At 62.3% G+C, this 17,128-nt stretch carries 17 protein-coding genes and 1 tRNA gene; 12 read left to right on the forward strand and 6 right to left on the reverse strand.

The genetic code is table 11. The features are described from left to right. Nucleotides 1-116 precede the first annotated feature (116 nt). From AC1DVR_RS00275 to dcd, 6 genes are all read left to right on the forward strand, one after another. Nucleotides 117-1,280: a tyrosine-type recombinase/integrase gene (locus AC1DVR_RS00275; RefSeq protein WP_477998508.1), complete on the forward strand. Its 1,164-nt coding sequence runs from the start codon at nt 117-119 to the stop codon at nt 1,278-1,280. A gap of 304 nt (nt 1,281-1,584) precedes the next feature. Next, complete coding sequence (locus AC1DVR_RS00280; RefSeq protein ID WP_477998509.1) at nt 1,585-1,830, forward strand: helix-turn-helix transcriptional regulator; 246 nt, start codon at nt 1,585-1,587, stop codon at nt 1,828-1,830. Continuing rightward, complete coding sequence (locus AC1DVR_RS00285; RefSeq protein WP_477998510.1) at nt 1,827-4,133, forward strand: virulence-associated E family protein; 2,307 nt, start codon at nt 1,827-1,829, stop codon at nt 4,131-4,133. The genes AC1DVR_RS00280 and AC1DVR_RS00285 overlap by 4 nt, the downstream gene beginning before the upstream one ends. A gap of 558 nt (nt 4,134-4,691) precedes the next feature. Next, a complete protein-coding gene (locus AC1DVR_RS00290; RefSeq protein WP_477998511.1) occupies nt 4,692-5,057 on the forward strand; it encodes a hypothetical protein in 366 nt (121 codons plus the stop codon). Beyond that, nucleotides 5,002-6,060 carry a M48 family metalloprotease gene (locus tag AC1DVR_RS00295; protein ID WP_477998512.1) on the forward strand — a complete coding sequence of 353 codons (1,059 nt, stop codon included), beginning with the start codon at nt 5,002-5,004 and terminating at the stop codon, nt 6,058-6,060. Before AC1DVR_RS00290 ends, AC1DVR_RS00295 begins: the two co-directional genes overlap by 56 nt. Continuing rightward, nucleotides 6,044-6,658, forward strand: a complete 615-nt coding sequence (gene dcd / locus AC1DVR_RS00300; protein WP_477998513.1) for a dCTP deaminase — start codon at nt 6,044-6,046, stop codon at nt 6,656-6,658. The genes AC1DVR_RS00295 and dcd overlap by 17 nt, the downstream gene beginning before the upstream one ends. 77 nt (nt 6,659-6,735) lie before the next feature. Here dcd and AC1DVR_RS00305 read toward each other — a convergent pair. The 4 genes from AC1DVR_RS00305 to AC1DVR_RS00320 form a co-directional block, all read right to left on the reverse strand. Continuing rightward, a tRNA-Thr gene (locus AC1DVR_RS00305) sits at nt 6,736-6,811 on the reverse strand. A gap of 246 nt (nt 6,812-7,057) precedes the next feature. Then, on the reverse strand, nt 7,058-8,503 hold the full coding sequence (locus AC1DVR_RS00310) for a heme biosynthesis HemY N-terminal domain-containing protein (RefSeq protein WP_477998514.1): 1,446 nt from the start codon (nt 8,501-8,503) through the stop codon (nt 7,058-7,060). A 3-nt stretch (nt 8,504-8,506) separates the two neighbouring features. Then, nucleotides 8,507-9,592 (reverse strand): COG4223 family protein, encoded by a 1,086-nt coding sequence (locus AC1DVR_RS00315; protein ID WP_477998515.1) that lies wholly within the window; start codon nt 9,590-9,592, stop codon nt 8,507-8,509. A gap of 55 nt (nt 9,593-9,647) precedes the next feature. Beyond that, nucleotides 9,648-10,343, reverse strand: a complete 696-nt coding sequence (locus AC1DVR_RS00320; protein ID WP_477998516.1) for a uroporphyrinogen-III synthase — start codon at nt 10,341-10,343, stop codon at nt 9,648-9,650. Between the two features lie 97 nt (nt 10,344-10,440). On the opposite strand from AC1DVR_RS00320, the gene tsaD reads away from it, so the two are divergent. The 5 genes from tsaD to AC1DVR_RS00345 all read left to right on the forward strand — a co-directional run bounded on the left by tsaD (nt 10,441) and on the right by AC1DVR_RS00345 (nt 13,644). Next, nucleotides 10,441-11,538: a tRNA (adenosine(37)-N6)-threonylcarbamoyltransferase complex transferase subunit TsaD gene (gene tsaD / locus AC1DVR_RS00325; RefSeq protein ID WP_477998517.1), complete on the forward strand. Its 1,098-nt coding sequence runs from the start codon at nt 10,441-10,443 to the stop codon at nt 11,536-11,538. After that, the gene (locus AC1DVR_RS00330; protein ID WP_477998518.1) at nt 11,535-12,494 is read left to right on the forward strand and encodes an NAD(P)H-dependent glycerol-3-phosphate dehydrogenase; all 960 of its coding nucleotides are present in this window, start codon (nt 11,535-11,537) and stop codon (nt 12,492-12,494) included. Before tsaD ends, AC1DVR_RS00330 begins: the two co-directional genes overlap by 4 nt. Before the next feature lies 1 nt (nt 12,495). Next, nucleotides 12,496-12,768, forward strand: a complete 273-nt coding sequence (locus AC1DVR_RS00335) for a YciI family protein (protein ID WP_477998519.1) — start codon at nt 12,496-12,498, stop codon at nt 12,766-12,768. Next, a complete protein-coding gene (locus AC1DVR_RS00340) occupies nt 12,765-13,184 on the forward strand; it encodes an EVE domain-containing protein (protein WP_477998520.1) in 420 nt (139 codons plus the stop codon). Before AC1DVR_RS00335 ends, AC1DVR_RS00340 begins: the two co-directional genes overlap by 4 nt. A 61-nt stretch (nt 13,185-13,245) precedes the next feature. Further along, the gene (locus tag AC1DVR_RS00345) at nt 13,246-13,644 is read left to right on the forward strand and encodes a DUF1761 domain-containing protein (RefSeq protein WP_477998521.1); all 399 of its coding nucleotides are present in this window, start codon (nt 13,246-13,248) and stop codon (nt 13,642-13,644) included. A gap of 9 nt (nt 13,645-13,653) precedes the next feature. Here the strand turns inward: AC1DVR_RS00345 and AC1DVR_RS00350 are convergent, their stop codons facing one another. After that, nucleotides 13,654-14,076 carry a GlcG/HbpS family heme-binding protein gene (locus AC1DVR_RS00350; RefSeq protein WP_477998522.1) on the reverse strand — a complete coding sequence of 141 codons (423 nt, stop codon included), beginning with the start codon at nt 14,074-14,076 and terminating at the stop codon, nt 13,654-13,656. Next, entirely contained in the window at nt 14,073-16,250 is a 2,178-nt protein-coding gene (locus AC1DVR_RS00355) for a malate synthase G (RefSeq protein WP_477998523.1), read from the reverse strand. Before AC1DVR_RS00355 ends, AC1DVR_RS00350 begins: the two co-directional genes overlap by 4 nt. A 98-nt stretch (nt 16,251-16,348) precedes the next feature. On the opposite strand from AC1DVR_RS00355, the gene AC1DVR_RS00360 reads away from it, so the two are divergent. Next, nucleotides 16,349-17,125, forward strand: a complete 777-nt coding sequence (locus AC1DVR_RS00360) for an IclR family transcriptional regulator (protein WP_477998524.1) — start codon at nt 16,349-16,351, stop codon at nt 17,123-17,125. The last annotated feature ends 3 nt before the right edge of the window (nt 17,126-17,128 follow it).

Consider the following 17,128-nt stretch of genomic DNA (forward strand, 5'->3'; position numbering starts at 1 on the left):
CGCGCGATAGCCGGGGTTGGATGGTTTTGGACCGCGCTTGAAGAGATAAGTATCTGAAAATGATTGCAAATTCGACCTTTTCGACATAAGGTGAGTTGAGGCCAAAGGAGGTCTCAATGTCAACTTTCAAGTTTACCAAACGTGCCGTCGAAGAAATCGAACTGCCCAAGACGGGGCAGGTTCTGCACCGCGACAGCATGTTGCGCGGCTTCGGGCTTCGGGTCGGCCAGCAATCCAAAGTCTTCGTCGTTGAAGGTCAGGTTAACCGCCGCACCAAGCGCGTGACCATCGGGCGCACCGATGTCATGTCGGTGGACGATGCGCGCAAACGAGCGATGGCGGTGCTCAGCGACATGGCGGCGGGCAAAGACCCCTCTGCCGACCGGCGCAAAGCGGCGATGGAGGCCATCACACTTGACCAAGCCTTCACTTCTTTCTTTGCGGCCCGGTCCGCTTTGGCAGTCAATACCGTAACCCTTTATACACGAACCCAGAACATCCACCTGAAAGACTGGCGGAAAATGCCAGTCGTCAAGATCAGCCGTCAAATGGTTCTAAAACGGCATCAGCGCATCGCAAAGGACCACGGGGAGGTGACGGCGAATCAGACCATGCGGCACCTGCGCTCAGTGTATAACTTCACGGCGGCGGGGTTCGACGAGTTCCCTGCAAACCCGGTGACTATTCTGACACAGGCACGCGCTTGGTTTCCCGAAAAGCGCCGCCGTGGAGTCGTGAGCGCCCAAAGCCTGCCGGACTGGTGGGCGGCAGTAATGGAGGAGCCGGAATACTCTCGCGACTTCCTCCTGATCGCCTTGTTCACAGGGATGCGTCGGTCAGAAGTTGGCGGGCTGCGGTGGGAAAACATCGACCTTCCGGCGCGCACCTTGCACATTCCGACGACCAAGAACGGCGATCCACTTGACCTACCCCTGTCCGAATTCCTGGTGGAACTTCTCACGCGGCGCAAGACCGATGCTGGCCAGTCGTCGTGGGTATTCCCGAGCGTCAGCAAGGTGGGACACATTGTGGAAACCAAGAAGTTCACGGCACGCGTCACCGAGCGTTGTGGACTGGATTTCACGATGCACGACCTGCGCCGTACCTTCATCACTATAGCAGAAAGCCTGGACATCCCCCACTATGCGCTGAAACGCTTGCTGAACCACAGGATCAGCGGCGACGTGACGGGCGGCTACATCGTCATTGATTCGGAGCGACTGCGCGGGCCGGTCGAGCGTGTTGCAGAACAAATCCTCAAGATTGCCGCACCCAAGTGACGCAACCTCGACCCTCTGGCTTGGATGTTCCTAGATTGTTTTGGACAGCCCATTTTGGGGGCGTTTGCCCCGTTGCCGGGGCCTGAAGAGGATGTATAACTGGACCCACATGGAAGACGACGTGCCCAAAAACGCGTGACGAGCGCTGGTCGGTGAAAGCCCGAAATCATGAAGGCGGGTGCCCATGGTATGGCCCCTGAAACATCGGGTGAGACTCCCGGCCTTGGTCTTCGAACGATTGCAAAGAGATGCACCCAGTTTGAAACCGATCCAGCAAAGGTCTGGGTCAAGACCGAGGTAACACATGAATTTCATCGCCAGAGCGCCCGCGTTCGCGGGTAGCCGCCCCGTCAAATCCGACAACGAAGCCTATTTGAACACCAAGGAACTCGCAAAGACCTTGGGTTTGAGTACGTCCTTTTTCGAAAAGGGCCGTTGGCAAGGGAAAGGCCCAGCCTATTTCAAGATCGGGAACCGCGTTCTCTATCGCAAGAGCGACATCGACGCTTGGCTGGCAGGCCAGTATCAGGCAGTGGAGGGCAAGCAATGACCGGCCTCCATCCCGAACCCCAGCGCAGCATTGAATTCATTCGTTGGCTTACGCGCGGGAGTGACTTCCACCTTGAACATATGGAAAGCGACGGCCCGGCTGCCCCCAAGAGCAAGACCTTCGGAGCAGAGGAGGTCGGACTTGCAGAACACTACGTCGTTGCCCACAACGGGGAGCAGCACAAGCGGAACGTCTATTTCCTTATGAATGCCGAGTTTCTTGTCGGCGCGCGCGGAAAGGACAACATTAGTGCGGCCCGTTTCCTCCACGTCGATCTAGACGCGAAGGACTATCCGGGGACGTCCGACCAAGCCCGCGATCGCATTCTGGGGATGCTTGCCGATCCCAGTCTGAGGCCCAAGGGTGTCCCTGCCGCTACTGCCTATTGGTTCACCGGCGGCGGCTATCAGGCTGTCTGGCGGCTGGCTGAACCGATGGAAATCAGCGCCGCCGAGCGACTGAACTCTGCCCTCTTGGCGGCATTTCAAGGGAGCGGTCCGACCCACGATGTAAGCCGTCTCCTGCGACTGCCATCAACGGTCAACTGGTTGAATGACGCAAAGCGGGCAGCCGGTCGAGTGCCGGAACTGTCCGTTTGTTTGGAGCCCGTCAAACTTGAAAGGCCGCCCGTGGAATACGGTGCTGCAGATTTCACGCTGAAACTTGCTCTAACCAATACGCCCGCCAGTTCGGCGTCTAACGTGAGTGCCTTGTCGAAAAGGAAAGTCGAGCTGGCCGACTTGGTGCCGCTTCCGCTGCCCGCAGATGTGGAGGACTTCTTGCCACGTGATGCGAAGTGGCAGAACGTCATCCTGACCGGACAGAACCCGCCAGACAAAGAGTATTCCTCCAGATCAGAGTTGGTTTTGGCGGCGACAGTCTGGATGCTGGGCAAAGGTGTCGCACCGGGTCACGTTCTGTCGATCATCACAGACCCTGACCTTCCCATTAGCGCTCATATATTGGCGCAAGACGGTCCGGTAAAGTATGGCATCCGCCAGATCGCGAGGGCGATGGCATTTCTCGATGCCCGCACGGGGGTTTGGCCAGTGACCGAAAAAGGAAAGCCGGTAAGCGACTTGCCTCAGAACGTGCGATACGCGCTTTCCTTGCTCTGCGTTGATTCAAGGAGAAACGCATTCACTCAATCCGACGAGGTGACCGGTTTTGGTCTAGAGGGGCGAGACTTGAACGACATCGGGGACATCTTGGCAAGTGCCTTCAGCAGAGAGTTGCATTTCAGCGCCGCCCCGGCGTCCATCAAACGGGAGTTGATCAGCCTTGCCCACGAGGCGACCTACCATCCGGTCATCGAGTATCTTGATGACCTGCACTGGGACGGTCAGACCCGTCTTGATTCTTGGCTTGCCACCTACTGCGGGGCCGAAGATTCGGACTTGAACAAAGAGTTTGGCAGCAAGTTTCTGATCGCGGGCGTTCGGCGCATCAAGAGTCCTGGGGTGAAATTCGACACCATGCTTGTCCTTGAAGGGCCGCAGGGTGCCGGAAAATCCCAGCTTGCGGCGCGGCTCGCTGTTCGGCCGGAATGGTTTTGCGGCAGTCTTGACTTGAAAAGCGATGACAAGACCAAAGCCGAACTCCTTTCTCGGGCTTGGATTGTCGAATGTCAGGAGTTGGACGGTATCAGCAAGACGGCAAGCCAAACCCTGAAACGCTTCCTCAGCACCTGCATCGACATGTTCCGGCGCGCCTATGCCCGGGATGCGTCGTCCTTCGCGCGGCACTGCATCATCCTTGGCACGACGAACGAGGGAGCGTATCTGCACGACTTGACCGGGAACCGGCGCATTTGGCCCGTGCAAGTAAGTACGATCGACCTCAAGCGGCTTGCCACCGACGTCGATCAGCTGTGGGCAGAGGCCGTGGTCCGCGAACGGGCGGGCGAACCCATCGAACTCTCGAAGCACTTGTGGCCCGTGGCACAGGCGGCACAAGGGAAAAGGATGGTCGAAGATGCTTTCAAGGATGTCTTGGAGGGGACGTTCGGAAACCGGACGGGCCGGGTTTCCATGGACAGCGTCAAACTGCTTCTCGGGCTGGACACGGCGAGGATGACCCCGCATGAGGCGCGCCGGGTGCGCTCTATTATGGAAGACTTGGGCTGGGAGACAGGCACGCACCGTCTGTTCGACTTGGCGCAGAGCGAACATACCCAAAGAAAGGGCTTTGCGCGTGGAAGCGCCGACGAACGAAAGGTGGAGTATGTCGCTGAACGCAAGCTTGGAGGGGCTGTTGCTATCGTCCCTGCCAGCAGACAAACCCTTCAGGAGCCGCCCTTCTGAGCCGACCTGCCGGGGCCTGTACCAACCGCGCCTTGTAACATAGCGGCCCAACAAACTAGGCAAGGGGCGTGGGGGCGTACTGCCTCCACACCCCTGCGCTTACGCTAGCCTTTTCATATACTAAGTTGTTGTTACAAGTTACAAATCATCATTTTCCGAAGTTTCGGCAGATGGTAGTGTAGCTCGCCATTTCATCGAGTGATCGGCGCTGTAGGCTGTGAGCGCTTGGCGCAACCTTTGGCCCCTGCGCTATGGGCCAAAGCCCGCCGCAGCGGGCCGCCTGTGGGTGTTGGCGGCCCAAGGGCTACTGTGCCCTGCAAAACCACCTGCCATCGCCCTATGGTCTGCCTGCGCTTTGCGCGGGCGTCATCAAGTTGGAGGCGTGGTCAGCAATTCAGACTAGGTATACGGGACGATCCTTCAGCACCCCCCATGGCCCCGTTTCCTCATGTGGCTGGATGCAAGTCCATGCTAAGTAACTGTAGAGAATCATATAATTTTTCAGTTTGCGCTTGACTCCGCAATAAGGCATCATCTGCGAATCAGTGGAGGATGGCGATGCTTGCTGCAACACCCCCTAAGGGCGATCGTGCGCTAGAGAGCTTTCGGATGTTCCTTGCGCTAAGATCGAAGGATGATAGTTATTCCCGCGCGCTTTTCGATTCTTTCGTTAAGACGCTAAGCCGAGCAAAAGTGGTATTGAAAGATCCAAGCGGAATCTCTCATGAAACGCCCGTTGAGGTTGTTTCACTTGCAGTTCAAATGCTAAAAGATCAAAATCTGCGCACTGTCTTTGAGGCAATTGACTTGTCGGAGGGTCCTTCAAAAGAGCAAGCCGATGTTGTTCTAAAGGCCATGGAGGGCTCAGTTGCGTTCAACTGTCAACCTGCACATTTTACAACAGGAATTCGCATCGCTTGCTGAGAGCGCCTATTTCGATAACGGCTTCAAACAGTTCTGCTCAAAAACATTAAGTGTAATTGAGCACGTTCTCGCGAACTTGGGCATTTATCCGGATGATGTTGTAAAGGCGTTTGAATTCCATTTGTGGAACGCACGGAAGTTCGTCAAGGGCAGCAGATCCAGTGATAGCCCTTACGAGATTCAGTACGCGCTGCGTGTTGCGCTTAAGCAGTGGACTTCGATAGATGCATTAATCTCGAATGCGGATTTGGAGGACATAGGCTTCTTTTTTAATCTACTCGACTTATGGGAGTTTATTAAAACCACGATTGTCCACTATGACTCAAGTGGCTACGATCCGACAGTTGTTCGAATAATGGCTCCAAGCGTATACAAGCATCGACCGGTGTTTTGTATTCCATTGTTTCACGAGCTTGGCCATTTTATTGATATGAGAAGTCAAATATCGGCAACCACTCTAATGATCGCACCACCGATAGGTGTCAATTTGGGTGACGCACAAGCTATGCAGCGTGCGCACGTTCATCGAATGGAGCACTTTGCAGATCTATTCGCAGCATGTTATTGTGCGAATTCGCTAAATGAAATCCTCGTACGCTTAGGGGGTTTGCAAGCGGCCTCAGCAACTCACCCGGCGACGTCAGATCGAATTTCCGTTGTCGACGACTTCCTGTCTGGGCAAACTAACAGTATTGTGAATATGTTCCAAACCGCGCTTTCTATGCGCGGACTGCCCGCCCTTGCTCAAAGGTTTGTCGTTCCAGACGTTACGCCAAGCTTTCACGATGTTAGAACCTACCCGATAGCCTCGGATCAAGAATTCTTTGGTTTCTTCCCTGCGGCATGGCGATATCTAGAAGACCAACTGGACAACAGAACCGCACCATGGGTTCGAGCAGAGACTTCATTGTTAAGGATCGAAAGCATTGTGAACGATCTTTGCGAAAAGTCTCTAAGAAATTATGAAATTCGCGTGAGGTGGAAAGATGCCGTTGGTCCCTAAGTCAGAAATCGCACGCCGCCTTAACAGTGGCGATGCCGACCAGATATTCATTGACCCTATTTTGTCCGGTGAGCAAGTCGGTGAAATTTCAATTGACCTTCGGCTTGGCTGTGACTTTTTGGTTTCAGTCCAAACAAGAAAATCAAGCATCACGTTGGTAAAGGGGAGCGACTTTCGCGACCCGTCGATGTTTTTCCAAGAGTCGCGTCGCGATTTAGGTGAAAGTTTCATTTTGTATCCATCCCAGACGGTGTTGGCGACAACCCTTGAGTATGTGGGCCTCCCAAATGACCTGTACGCCGACGTAGTTACCAGAAGCAGCTACAACCGTCTTGGAATGGCGCTTAATTCGATGTTTCAGCCGGGGTTTAGGGGTTGCATATCTCTTGAACTTTTTAACCATTCCAACAGCCCAGTGGAACTAATTGTTGGCAGTAGGATCGTACAGGCAAGGTTTCATAAGCTGGCCGAAGACGCGATGTACATGGGGCCGGGTGAGGAACGTAAGTACGTCGGGCATGTAAGGCCGACTACGTCGCGCGCGGCAGAAGATGCCGACCTTGTTGTGCTCACAAAAGTCGTTTCGCTAAAGGGTTAGCCCTTTGCTGGGCATAACCAACAATTACGGCAGAAAGCGCATAGACGAAGAGTAGGTGACCGAAGCAATTGAGAAACTGGTGCCGCCGAAGAGACTCGAACTCCCGACCCCATCATTACGAATGACGTGCTCTACCAGCTGAGCTACGGCGGCACTTTTCTGGTCAGGCCCCTACTATGGCCCTACTATTCCCAAGTCAAGCCCCGTAAGCGACTGGTTTTGCGCATCATTCTGGGACGGACCCAACAATTACGAAGCAATTGCTCTACCAGCTGAGCTATTGGGGCACGAGGCGTCGTGTAACCACACTCGGCGCTGTTGTCCAGAGGAAGGCGGCGCTCTCGCGCGTTTCAATCGGTTGGAAAGTGCTGATCTGGCCGGGGTAAGGCCAGATCAGCTTCAGTTCGCGCGGCGGCCGATGGCCTCCAGGTCGATGGGTTCGGGCTCCGGCTCCGGTTCTGCGGCGGGTGGGTGCGGGGCGTGGACCAACACGGGCAACAGCTCGCTTCCCGTGGCGCCGGCGGTTTCGGCGGGCTCGCGCCAGCTGAGCGTGTCGAAGCCCTGACAATTCTCGCAGATCGGCGCCCAGGCGGCGTGGACGGCCTGGCACTTGTCGCAGCACCAATGCGGGCCGCGCGGCGCGATGATCGCCTTGGAGAGCCAGGCGCGCACAGTGGCGTCATCGCCGCCTTCGCCACGCTCGATGGCCGCCATGATGGCAAGACTGCGCTGCGTCGGGTGGCTGGTGGCCAGATCGCCCAGGGCGCGGCGGGCGGCGGGGAAGTCCTCGGCGACGATGTTCAACTCGGCCAGCAGCTGTTTGGTTTCCGGATCATCCGGGTGGATCGCCGTCAGGATGCGGAAGCGCTTCAGGCGGGCGTCGGGGGTTTCCTCCGGCGCAATCTCGGCAAAGGCGGCGGCGAGGTCGGGGTGCGGCAGCGCCTCCCAGGCCTTTTTCAGAACGCGGGTGGCGCTCTTGGCATCGCCCTTGTCGATATAACTGCGCGCGGCCATGGCGGCGGCGGGGATCAGGTCGGGCGACAGCTTGTTGGCGGCAATCGCCGCCTCACGCGCCTCGATGCTGGCGCTTTCATCCATCACGCCGCGCGCCTCTTGCAGGGCCAGCACGGCATCGCGGCGACGGTAGACATCGCGGGGCAGAGCGCCGGATTTCGACTGCGCGGTCAGGGTGGCGCGCGCGCCTTTCCAATCGGCGGCGCCCGATTGCAGCTTCAGCAGGATCTCTTGCGACTCGGCATGGCGCGGCTTCATCTCGAAAGCCTTTTCGGCCAGCTTCAGCGCGGTGTCCATGTCACCCTCGGCCAGCTTTTGCTTCAGAAGCCCGCGAATCCCGATGAAGCGCGAGCGGGGGTCGGCCAGAAGCGCCTTGTAGGCCTCGCCCGCGCGTTTGGTGTCGCCGGCGAAATCGGCGGCCTGGGCGATCAGCAGGTTGGTCAGCTCGGGCCGTTGCAGATAGCCCGCCGCCCGTTGCGCCTTGATCAGCGCCAGACGCCCTTCGCCCGCGGCCAGCGCCATGGCGCCATCGGCCAGCGCCTGAAACCCGCGCCTTTCGCGGTCGCGGTCCAGATAGCGCGAGATCGCGGTTTCATCCCCGGTGAGAAAGCGCAGGACGGCGACCAGCAGGCCCAGCACCTTGAAGATCACCCAGACCGCCAGCATCACGACCAAAACCGCAATGGCCAGCTGCAACGGGCGCAGGCTGAACTCCCACCCGGCAAAGGCGATCCGCATCACGGCATCGGCCTGCAGCAGGAGGTTGGCGGCAAAGGCGAGGGCCAGCACCACGACGACGAAGAACAGGATACGGAGCAGCGACCACAGCATGATTTACCCCGCCTGCGTCAAGGATTGCAGGGCAGCCGCCGCATCCAGCCGCAGCTGGGCGCGGGCTTGCCAATCCGCCATGGCTGCCTGACCTTCGGGCGGCAGGGCGGTCAGCTCTTTCAGCGCCGCGGCAAGGTCGCCCTTGGCAGTTGCGGCCTCGGCACGCGACAGGACGGCATCGGGGTCGTTGCCTTCGCGCGGGGCAAGGGCACGGGCGCCGGTCTGGGCGCGCAGGAAGGTGGTCACACGCTCGCTCCAGGTCTGTCCCATGTTGGCGCGCAGGGCGGCTTCAAGAGCGGCACGGGCGGCGGCGGGGAAATCGGCTTGCAGGCCTTGCAGCGTTGGCAGGCCGGAGGTGGCGTGGTCGGTCAGAACGGCGGGCAGCGTGGTGCCCTTCAGATCGGCGATCGCCGCCGCATAGGGTGCCCCGCTGTCCAGCGCCGCCGCAATCTGGACAAGGGCGGCGCGGGCGGTGACGGCCTGCGCATTGCTTTGCGCCGCCGCTTCGATCGCGGCCAGCTTTGCCTCGGTGTCCTTGACCTTGGCATCCAAAGCCGCCTGCACTTCGGGCGAGACGATGCCCGCGCCATTGGCCTTCAGCGCCTCGACCTCGGACCTCAGCTGGGTCAGCGCGGCGGGGTCGCCAGTGGTGCCAGCCGGCCGCGCCTCCAGCGTCGCAATCCGCGCTTCAAGGGCGGTGACCTGATCGCCGCCTTGCGCGGCGGGGGGCGTGGTTTCCAGCTTGCTGACCCGGTCGGCGAGGGCGGAAACGGTTTCGATGCGCTGACCCAGTTCGACGATCTGCGCCTTCAGCGCCTTGACCTCGTTCACCTCTGCGGCAAGCTGGGTGGACAGGGCACTGGTGTCCTGCAAGGGCCAACCGTTCGGCACCACCTGCGCCAAACCAAAGCCCGCCGCGGCGGCCAGAACGCCGCCAAAGATCGGCCAGATCACCGAGCGGCCCTTTTGCGGTTTGACAGGCCGTGTCGGAACCGGATCGGGCGTAGGGGTAGCGGCGGGCAGAGGCTCCGCCGTGCCCGCATCCGCCTTGCCCAGATCAATCGCGCCCGTGTCATCCGTGTCGGCCATGGTTCGTCCTCTTCGCACTGCACTTCTGGTTCCAAGGTAATGCCGGGCAGCGCCGCTATTCAAGCGCGCTGGCCTGCGACCAATGGGTTAACACCGCATCCCGCATGTTTGTTCCGTCCGGATGGGCGACAATCTGCATCGCGGCTTGCCTGATATCGGCGGATCGGGCCACGGCTGCGCTCATCGCGATCACGGTCATTGGGGCGGTGGCGGCGACCCGGCGGCACTCGGATGCCAGAATTTCGGCACTGCGCGGCGAAAACAGCGGCGCAATCACCGGTGCGGCACCCTGCAGCAGGGCGACCGCCTCGGAGGTCAGGGGGCGGGGATCCTGCGCGTAGACCACCAGCTCCTCCGTAGGCCAACCGCTGGCCGAAAGCCGCCGAGCCAGATCGCCCCGCGCCTCGCGCCCGCGCAAATGCAGGAGGGGCGCCTTGGGGTGCAAGAGAATCAGCGCCAGCAGGGCCTCGGCGTCGCCGTCAGAGGTGATGGGGCTGAAGCCCGCCAGACGCGCCGCCTCCCCCGTCTTGCGCCCGACGCAAAAGGCCGTGTCGGGCAGCTGCGCCTTCAGCCGCCCCGCCGCCAAGGCCCCGGTCTCCGAGGTTAGGATCACCGAGGACCATGGCCCGCCGGTCAGAGCCGGGGTCAGGAGCCTGGCTTCCAGCAGCGGAGAGATCACGATCGCCATCCCCGGCGCCGCCGCGCGCAGGTCTTCGGCGAAGCGGGCCGATTGCGCTTGCGGGCGGGTCAACAAAACCACGGGGCGAGAGGATTGTATGGCCATGACCAAGGTGTTACCTCCGCAAAGGTTCCGGGGCAATCTGGCCCGAACATTCGTGATGGATGCCATGGACGCAACCTTGACCTTTCTGGGCATTGAAAGCAGCTGCGATGACACCGCAGCCGCCGTGGTGCGCCGCTTTCCCGACGGTACAGCTCAGGTGCTGAGTTCGGATGTCGAGGGGCAGTCCGCCCTTCATGCCGATTTCGGCGGCGTGGTGCCCGAAATCGCCGCCCGTGCCCACGCCGAACGGCTGGACCATTCGGTGGAGCGCGCTTTGGCCTCGGCCGGGCTGACGCTGGCCGATCTGGACGCGGTGGCGGTGACTTCGGGGCCGGGGCTGATCGGCGGGGTGCTGTCGGGGGTGATGATCGCCAAGGGGATCGCCGCCGCGACGGGCCTGCCCCTTCTGGGCGTGAACCATCTCGCCGGCCACGCGCTGACGCCGCGCCTGACCGATGGGCTGGAATTTCCCTATCTGATGCTGCTCGTCTCCGGCGGGCATTGCCAGTTCCTGATCGTGCAGGGGCCGGACCTGTTCCAGCGTCTGGGGGGAACGATCGACGACGCTCCGGGTGAGGCCTTTGACAAGGTCGCCAAGCTTCTCGCCCTGCCGCAGCCCGGCGGCCCCTGGGTGGAGGCCGAGGCGGCCAAGGGTGACGCGAGACGCTTCCCCCTGCCACGCCCGCTGCTGGATCGTCCGGGCTGCGACATGTCCTTTTCCGGGCTTAAGACGGCGGTTCTGCGGGTGCGCGATGCGCTGGTGGCCGAAAAGGGTGGCATCACCGTGCAAGACCGCGCCGACATCTGCGCCGGGTTTCAGGCCGCTGTCGTCGCCGTTCTTGCCGAGAAAACCCGCCGAGCCTTGGAGATCTATCTGGCCCTGAACCCAGAAAGCCCCGCCCTCGCCGTGGCGGGTGGCGTTGCGGCCAACAAGGCCATTCGGGCGGCGTTAGAGACTGTTTCTGACCGTCTCGGCGTGCGTTTCACCGCCCCGCCCCTGCGGCTTTGCACTGACAACGCCGCGATGATCGCCTGGGCCGGGATCGAGCGTCACCTGATGGGCGCCGAAAGTGGCAGCGATCTTGTGGCCCGCCCGCGCTGGCCGCTGGACAAGCTGGCGGCTCCGCTGATCGGCTCGGGCAAGAAGGGGGCCAAGGCATGATCGGCGTCGTAGGCGCAGGAGCTTTCGGGACGGCGCTGGCCATTGCCTTGGGGCGCGAAGGCCATGCCGTCAGGCTTTGGGCGCGCGATGCGGCGCAGGTCGCCGAGATGGGGGCCTGCCGCGCGAATGAGGCGCGCCTGCCGGGGGTGACGCTGCCCGAAACAGTCTCTGTTACGGCGGAAATCGCGGATCTGGCGGGGGCCGAGGCGGTCCTGCTGTCCTTGCCGATGCAGGCGCTCGGCGGGTTTCTGGCGGCGCAGGGCGGCGCCTTGGATGGCCTGCCGCTGGTGGCCTGCTGCAAGGGGGTCGATCTGACCAGCCTGCGCGGCCCGACAGCCTTGATCGCGCAGCACTGCCCGCAAAGCCCCGCCGCCATCCTGACCGGCCCGAGCTTTGCCGCCGATATCGCACGCGGGCTTCCGACCGCCCTGACCCTCGCCTGCGCGGGACCCGAGGCCGAGGCGCTCCAACACCTGCTTTCGACCCAGACCCTGCGGTTGTACCGCACCGCCGATGTCATCGGCGCAGAACTCGGCGGGGCGTTGAAAAACGTGATTGCCATTGCAGCCGGTGTGGTGATCGGTGCGGGGCTTGGCGAGTCAGCCCGTGCAGCCCTGATCACCCGGGGTTTTGCCGAGATGCAACGCTTCGCCTCGGCCCTGGGGGCCAGATCAGAGACGCTTTCCGGTCTTTCCGGCCTCGGCGACCTGGTCCTCACCTGCACCTCGACCCAGTCGCGCAACCTGCGCTTTGGCCTCGCGCTGGGCGCCGGGCAAAGCTTTGATGCGCGGACCACGGTGGAGGGGGTTGCCACTTCGCAAGCGGTCAGACACCTTGCCGAAAGCCGGTCGATCGACATGCCGATTGCCACGATGGTGGCACGGTTGATCGCCAAGGATATCCCGCTGGACCAGGCCATCCGCAGCCTGATGTCCCGCCCGTTGAAAGAGGAATGACATGCGCGTAGCCCTGATCTGCACCGACAAGCCCAATTCGCTTCACATCCGCACCGAAAACCGGCCGGCGCATGTGGAGTATCTGAAATCCAGCGGCGTCGTTGACCTTGCCGGGCCCTTCCTCGATGCCGATGGCGCCATGTGCGGCTCGCTCGTCGTGGTGGAGGTCGAGACGATGCAGCAGGCGCAGGATTGGGCCGCCGGCGACCCCTATGCCAAGGCCGGGCTCTTCGCCTCGGTCGAACTGCGCGCGTGGAACCGGGTGATCGGATGAACTACTGGCTTTTCAAGTCCGAGCCCGACACCTGGAGCTGGGACGAGCAAGTCGCCCGCGGTGCAGCGGGCGAGGAATGGCATGGCGTGCGCAACTATCAGGCGCGCAACAACATGCGGGCGATGAAGATCGGCGACCTTGGCTTCTACTACCATTCCAACGTCGGCAAGGAGATCGTCGGCGTGGTCGAGGTTTCCGCCGAATCCGCGCATGACAGCACGACCGACGATCCGCGCTGGGACTGTGTCCATATCCGCGCGGTGAAATCCTTTGTCACGCCCGTGACGCTGGAGACCTGCAAGGTCCAGCCGGGGCTGGAAAAGATGGTGCTGATCAACAATTCGCGCCTCTCGGTCCAGCCGGTCAGCCCGGAGGAATGGCGGATCATCTGTGGTCTGGGCGGTGTGACCCCGTGAAACCCGTTCCGCGCCGCCGCCAAAAGCGGTAACGTCGCGCGGTCAGAACAGGAGATGACCCATGCAGATTTTCGCCGTGATCCTGGCCGCAGCCGTGGCCTATGGCTTTGGCGCCTTCTGGTACATCCGGATGTCCAAACCCTGGATGCAGGCGGCGGGCATCCCTCTGGATGCGGCGGGAAAGCCGATGGGCAACCGCAGCCCCCTGCCCTTCGTCGTGGGCTTTCTGGCCGAACTGCTGGTCGCCGGCATGATGCGCCATGTCTTCGTGAAGGCCGGCCTCGACACCCTGCCCGAGGGGATCATGGGCGGTTTCGGCATCGGGGCTTTCCTGATAACGCCCTGGGTGACGATGAACTACGCCTTCGCTGGGCGGCCCTACAAGCTGGCTGCTCTGGATGCCGTCAATGCCGTGGTGGGCTGCACCATCATGGGCGTGATCCTGTCCCTGTTCCTCTGAAGCCTCGGCTCAGATCGTTTTGAGGAAAGCGTCGATCCCGGCCTGGGCCACGTCCTGATCCTGCGCGGGCGATCCGGAGGAGACGCCGATGCCGCCCACGACCTCGCCCTTGACCAGAACCGGCAAGCCGCCGCCCACCACCATCAGCCTGCCGCCGATGGCGGAAGCGATGCCATAGGCTGGCGCGCCCGGCTGGCTCGCGGCGCCATATTCATGCGTGGCCTTGCGCGCGGCGGAGGCGGTAAAGGATTTGTCGATCGCGATGGTGGTCGAGGTGACCTTGCCACCATCCATCCGCTCGAACGCCACCAGTTGGCCGCTTTCGTCGGTGACGGCGATGCACATCGGCACGCCGATGGCCGTGGCCCGGGCCGCAGCCCCGGCGATCAGGATGCGGGCATCGGCGATATCAAGGCGGGTGATCGTGATCATTGGGCTGCTTCCTCGATGTGGGTGATGCCAGACTTTGCCACACGACGGGCGCGGTGCAACAGGGGTTCGGTATAGCCCGAAGGCTGGGTGGCGCCTTGCAGGATCAGATCGCGGGCGGCGTGGAAGGCCGGCCCGTCAAAGCCCGGGGCCATCGGCCGATAGGCCGGATCGCCAGCGTTCTGGTCATCGACCCGCAGGGCCATGCGCCGTAGGCTGGCGTCGATCTGCGCTTCGGTGATCAACCCATGCAGCAGCCAGTTGGCGAGGAACTGGGCCGAGATGCGCAGGGTCGCCCGGTCCTCCATCAGCGCCACATTGTCGATGTCGGGCACTTTGGAGCAGCCGATGCCCTGATCGACCCAGCGGACGACATAGCCGAGGATGGACTGGCAGTTCAGATCGACCTCATGGGCGATCTGTTCGGCGGAAAGGTTGCGACCCTGAAGCAAGGGCGGGGTCAGCAAGGCGTCAAGGCTGGCGCGCGGTCGCGACGTCAGCGCGGTTTGCCGGGCGGTGACATCGACCTGATGGTAGTGGATCGCGTGCAGGGTGGCGGCGGTCGGGCTGGGCACCCAGGCAGTGCTGGCCCCGGCCATCGGATGCGCGGCCTTGGCAGCCAGCATCTCGGCCATCGCGTCGGGCTTGGCCCACATGCCCTTGCCGATCTGGCCATGTCCGGGCAGGCCGGTCGCCAGGCCGGCATCGACATTGCCGGCCTCATAGGCGGCAAGCCAGGGCATATCCTTCATCTCTCCCTTGGGCACGACGGGGCCGGCCTGCATGCAGGTGTGGATCTCATCCCCCGTCCGGTCCAGAAAACCGGTGTTGATGAAAACGAGGCGATCCTTCACCGCGCGCATGCATTCGAGCAGGTTGGCAGAGGTGCGGCGCTCCTCATCCATCACGCCAAGCTTTACCGTATTGCGGGAAAGGCCCAGGATATCCTCGACCCGGGCGAAGAGCCTGTCGGCAAAGGCCACTTCCTCGGGCCCGTGCATCTTGGGCTTCACCACATAGACCGACCCCGTGCGGGAGTTGCGCAGGCCGCTGCCGCGTTGCAGATCATGCAGGGCGCAGGCGACGGTGATCAGCGCATCGAGCATGCCTTCGGGGGTCTCGGCATCGTTCCACAGGACGGCATCGGTGGTCATCAGATGCCCGACATTGCGCACCAGCATGACGGCGCGACCGGGCAGGGTGAGGGTCGCACCATCCGGGGCCGCGAAGACTCGGTCAGGGTTCAGGCGGCGGTGGATGGTCTTGCCGTTCTTCGTCAGCGTCTCGGCCAGATCGCCTTTCATCAGGCCCAGCCAGTTGCCGTAGAGCGCGACCTTGTCGGCGGCATCGACGGCGGTGACGCTGTCCTCGCAGTCCTGAATGACGCTGAGGGCGCTTTCCATTTCCACATCGCACAGGCCCGAGGGGCTTTTCGCGCCGACCGGGTGGGTGGCGTCAAAGCCGAGGATGATGTGGAGGCCGTGGTTCTGCAGCAGGATCAGGCGGCGGTCGCCTTGCTGCCCGGTTCCGGCGAATTGTGCGGGGCTGGCAAGCGGCGCGAGGGAGCCATCGGCGGTCTGAACCAAAAGCATATTGTCTTTAACGCTGTAGGCACGGGCGCCGACATGGCTGCCCCCCTGCAGCGGCACCGCCTTGTCAAGGAAATCGGCGGTCCAGGCCACGACCTCTGCCGCCCGGGTCGGGTCCAGACCTGCACGCTCGGGCTTCGTGCCCATCGCGTCCGAACTGTACAGCGCGTCGTAAAGGCTGCCCCAGCGCGCGTTCGCGGCATTCAGCGCAAAGCGGGCATTCGACACCGGCACCACCAGCTGCGGCCCGGCAAGGCTGGCAATCTCCGGGTCCACCGGACCGGTTTCGATGGCGAAGTCGGGGCCCTCGGGTACAAGGTAGCCAATCCCGGTCAGAAACGCCCGCCACTCCGCCCCATCCAGCGGCGCGCTGCGCCGGGCTGCAAGCCAGGTGTCAATCTCGGCCTGCAGCGTTTCGCGGCGTTCCAGCAGGCGGCGGTTTTCGGGGGCCAGATCGGCGAGGAGGGCGGCATAGCCCTGCCAGAAGGTCTCGGGTGCCACGGCGGTGCCGGGCAGAACCGAAGTTTCGACAAAGCTGGCAAGGGCGGCATCAACGCGCAAGCCGGCGCGGGGGACGTAAGCGGACATGGCGGTCTCCGAACTAAGGCCCTTCCGCTATAACCAGCCCCTTGCCCTGCGGCCAAAACAACCGCAAAACTTTCCACCATGTGGAAAAGGGGCGGAGCATGACCAAGACCTCGGAGGGGCAAGGCGTTCAGTCGGTGGAACGCGCCTTGCGGATCCTGGAGGAGCTTGCCACCCGGACCGAGGGCATCCGCCTGTCCGATCTGGCGCGCAGCGTTGATCTGGCGGTGTCCACGACGCACCGCCTGCTGACCACGCTGGAACAGCGTGGCTTTGCCCAGGCCTCCGCTGAAAGCGGACTTTGGGTCGTGGGGCGGCGGGCCGGTTTCGTCGGCTCCGCCTATGCGCGGCGGGTCAATCATGCCACCGTGGCCCTGCCCTACCTGCGCCGCCTGCGCGATGCGACGCGCGAGACGGCCAACCTTGGCGTGCTGGACGATGGCGAGGTCGTCACCCTGGCCCAGGTGGAAAGCCGCGAGATCATGCGCGCCATCGCCCCGCCCGGTGGGCGGGCGCCGGTGATCAACTCGGCCATGGGCAAGGCGATGATCGCGGCCTGGCCGGATGAGGCGATTGTGGCTCTGATCCGGCGGAATGGACTGCGGCCATTGACCGCGACCAGCCTGATGAAGCCCGAGGATGTGCTGGCCGAAATTGCCCGGATCAGGGTGGAGGGATACGCGGTCGATGACGAGGAGTTCGTCACGGGAATGCGCTGCGTTGCGGCCTCGGTCCTGTCGGCAGAGGGCGAGCCCTTGTTCGCCATCTCGATCTCGGGCCTCGCCGCAAGGGTCACGCCGGACCGCATCGCCCGCTATGGCCAGACGGTGCGCGTGATTGCCCAGCAGCTTTCAGCGGCGATCGAGGGCGAGGCCTGACTG

The organism is Rhodobacter sp. P2_H5 (assembly GCF_056403335.1).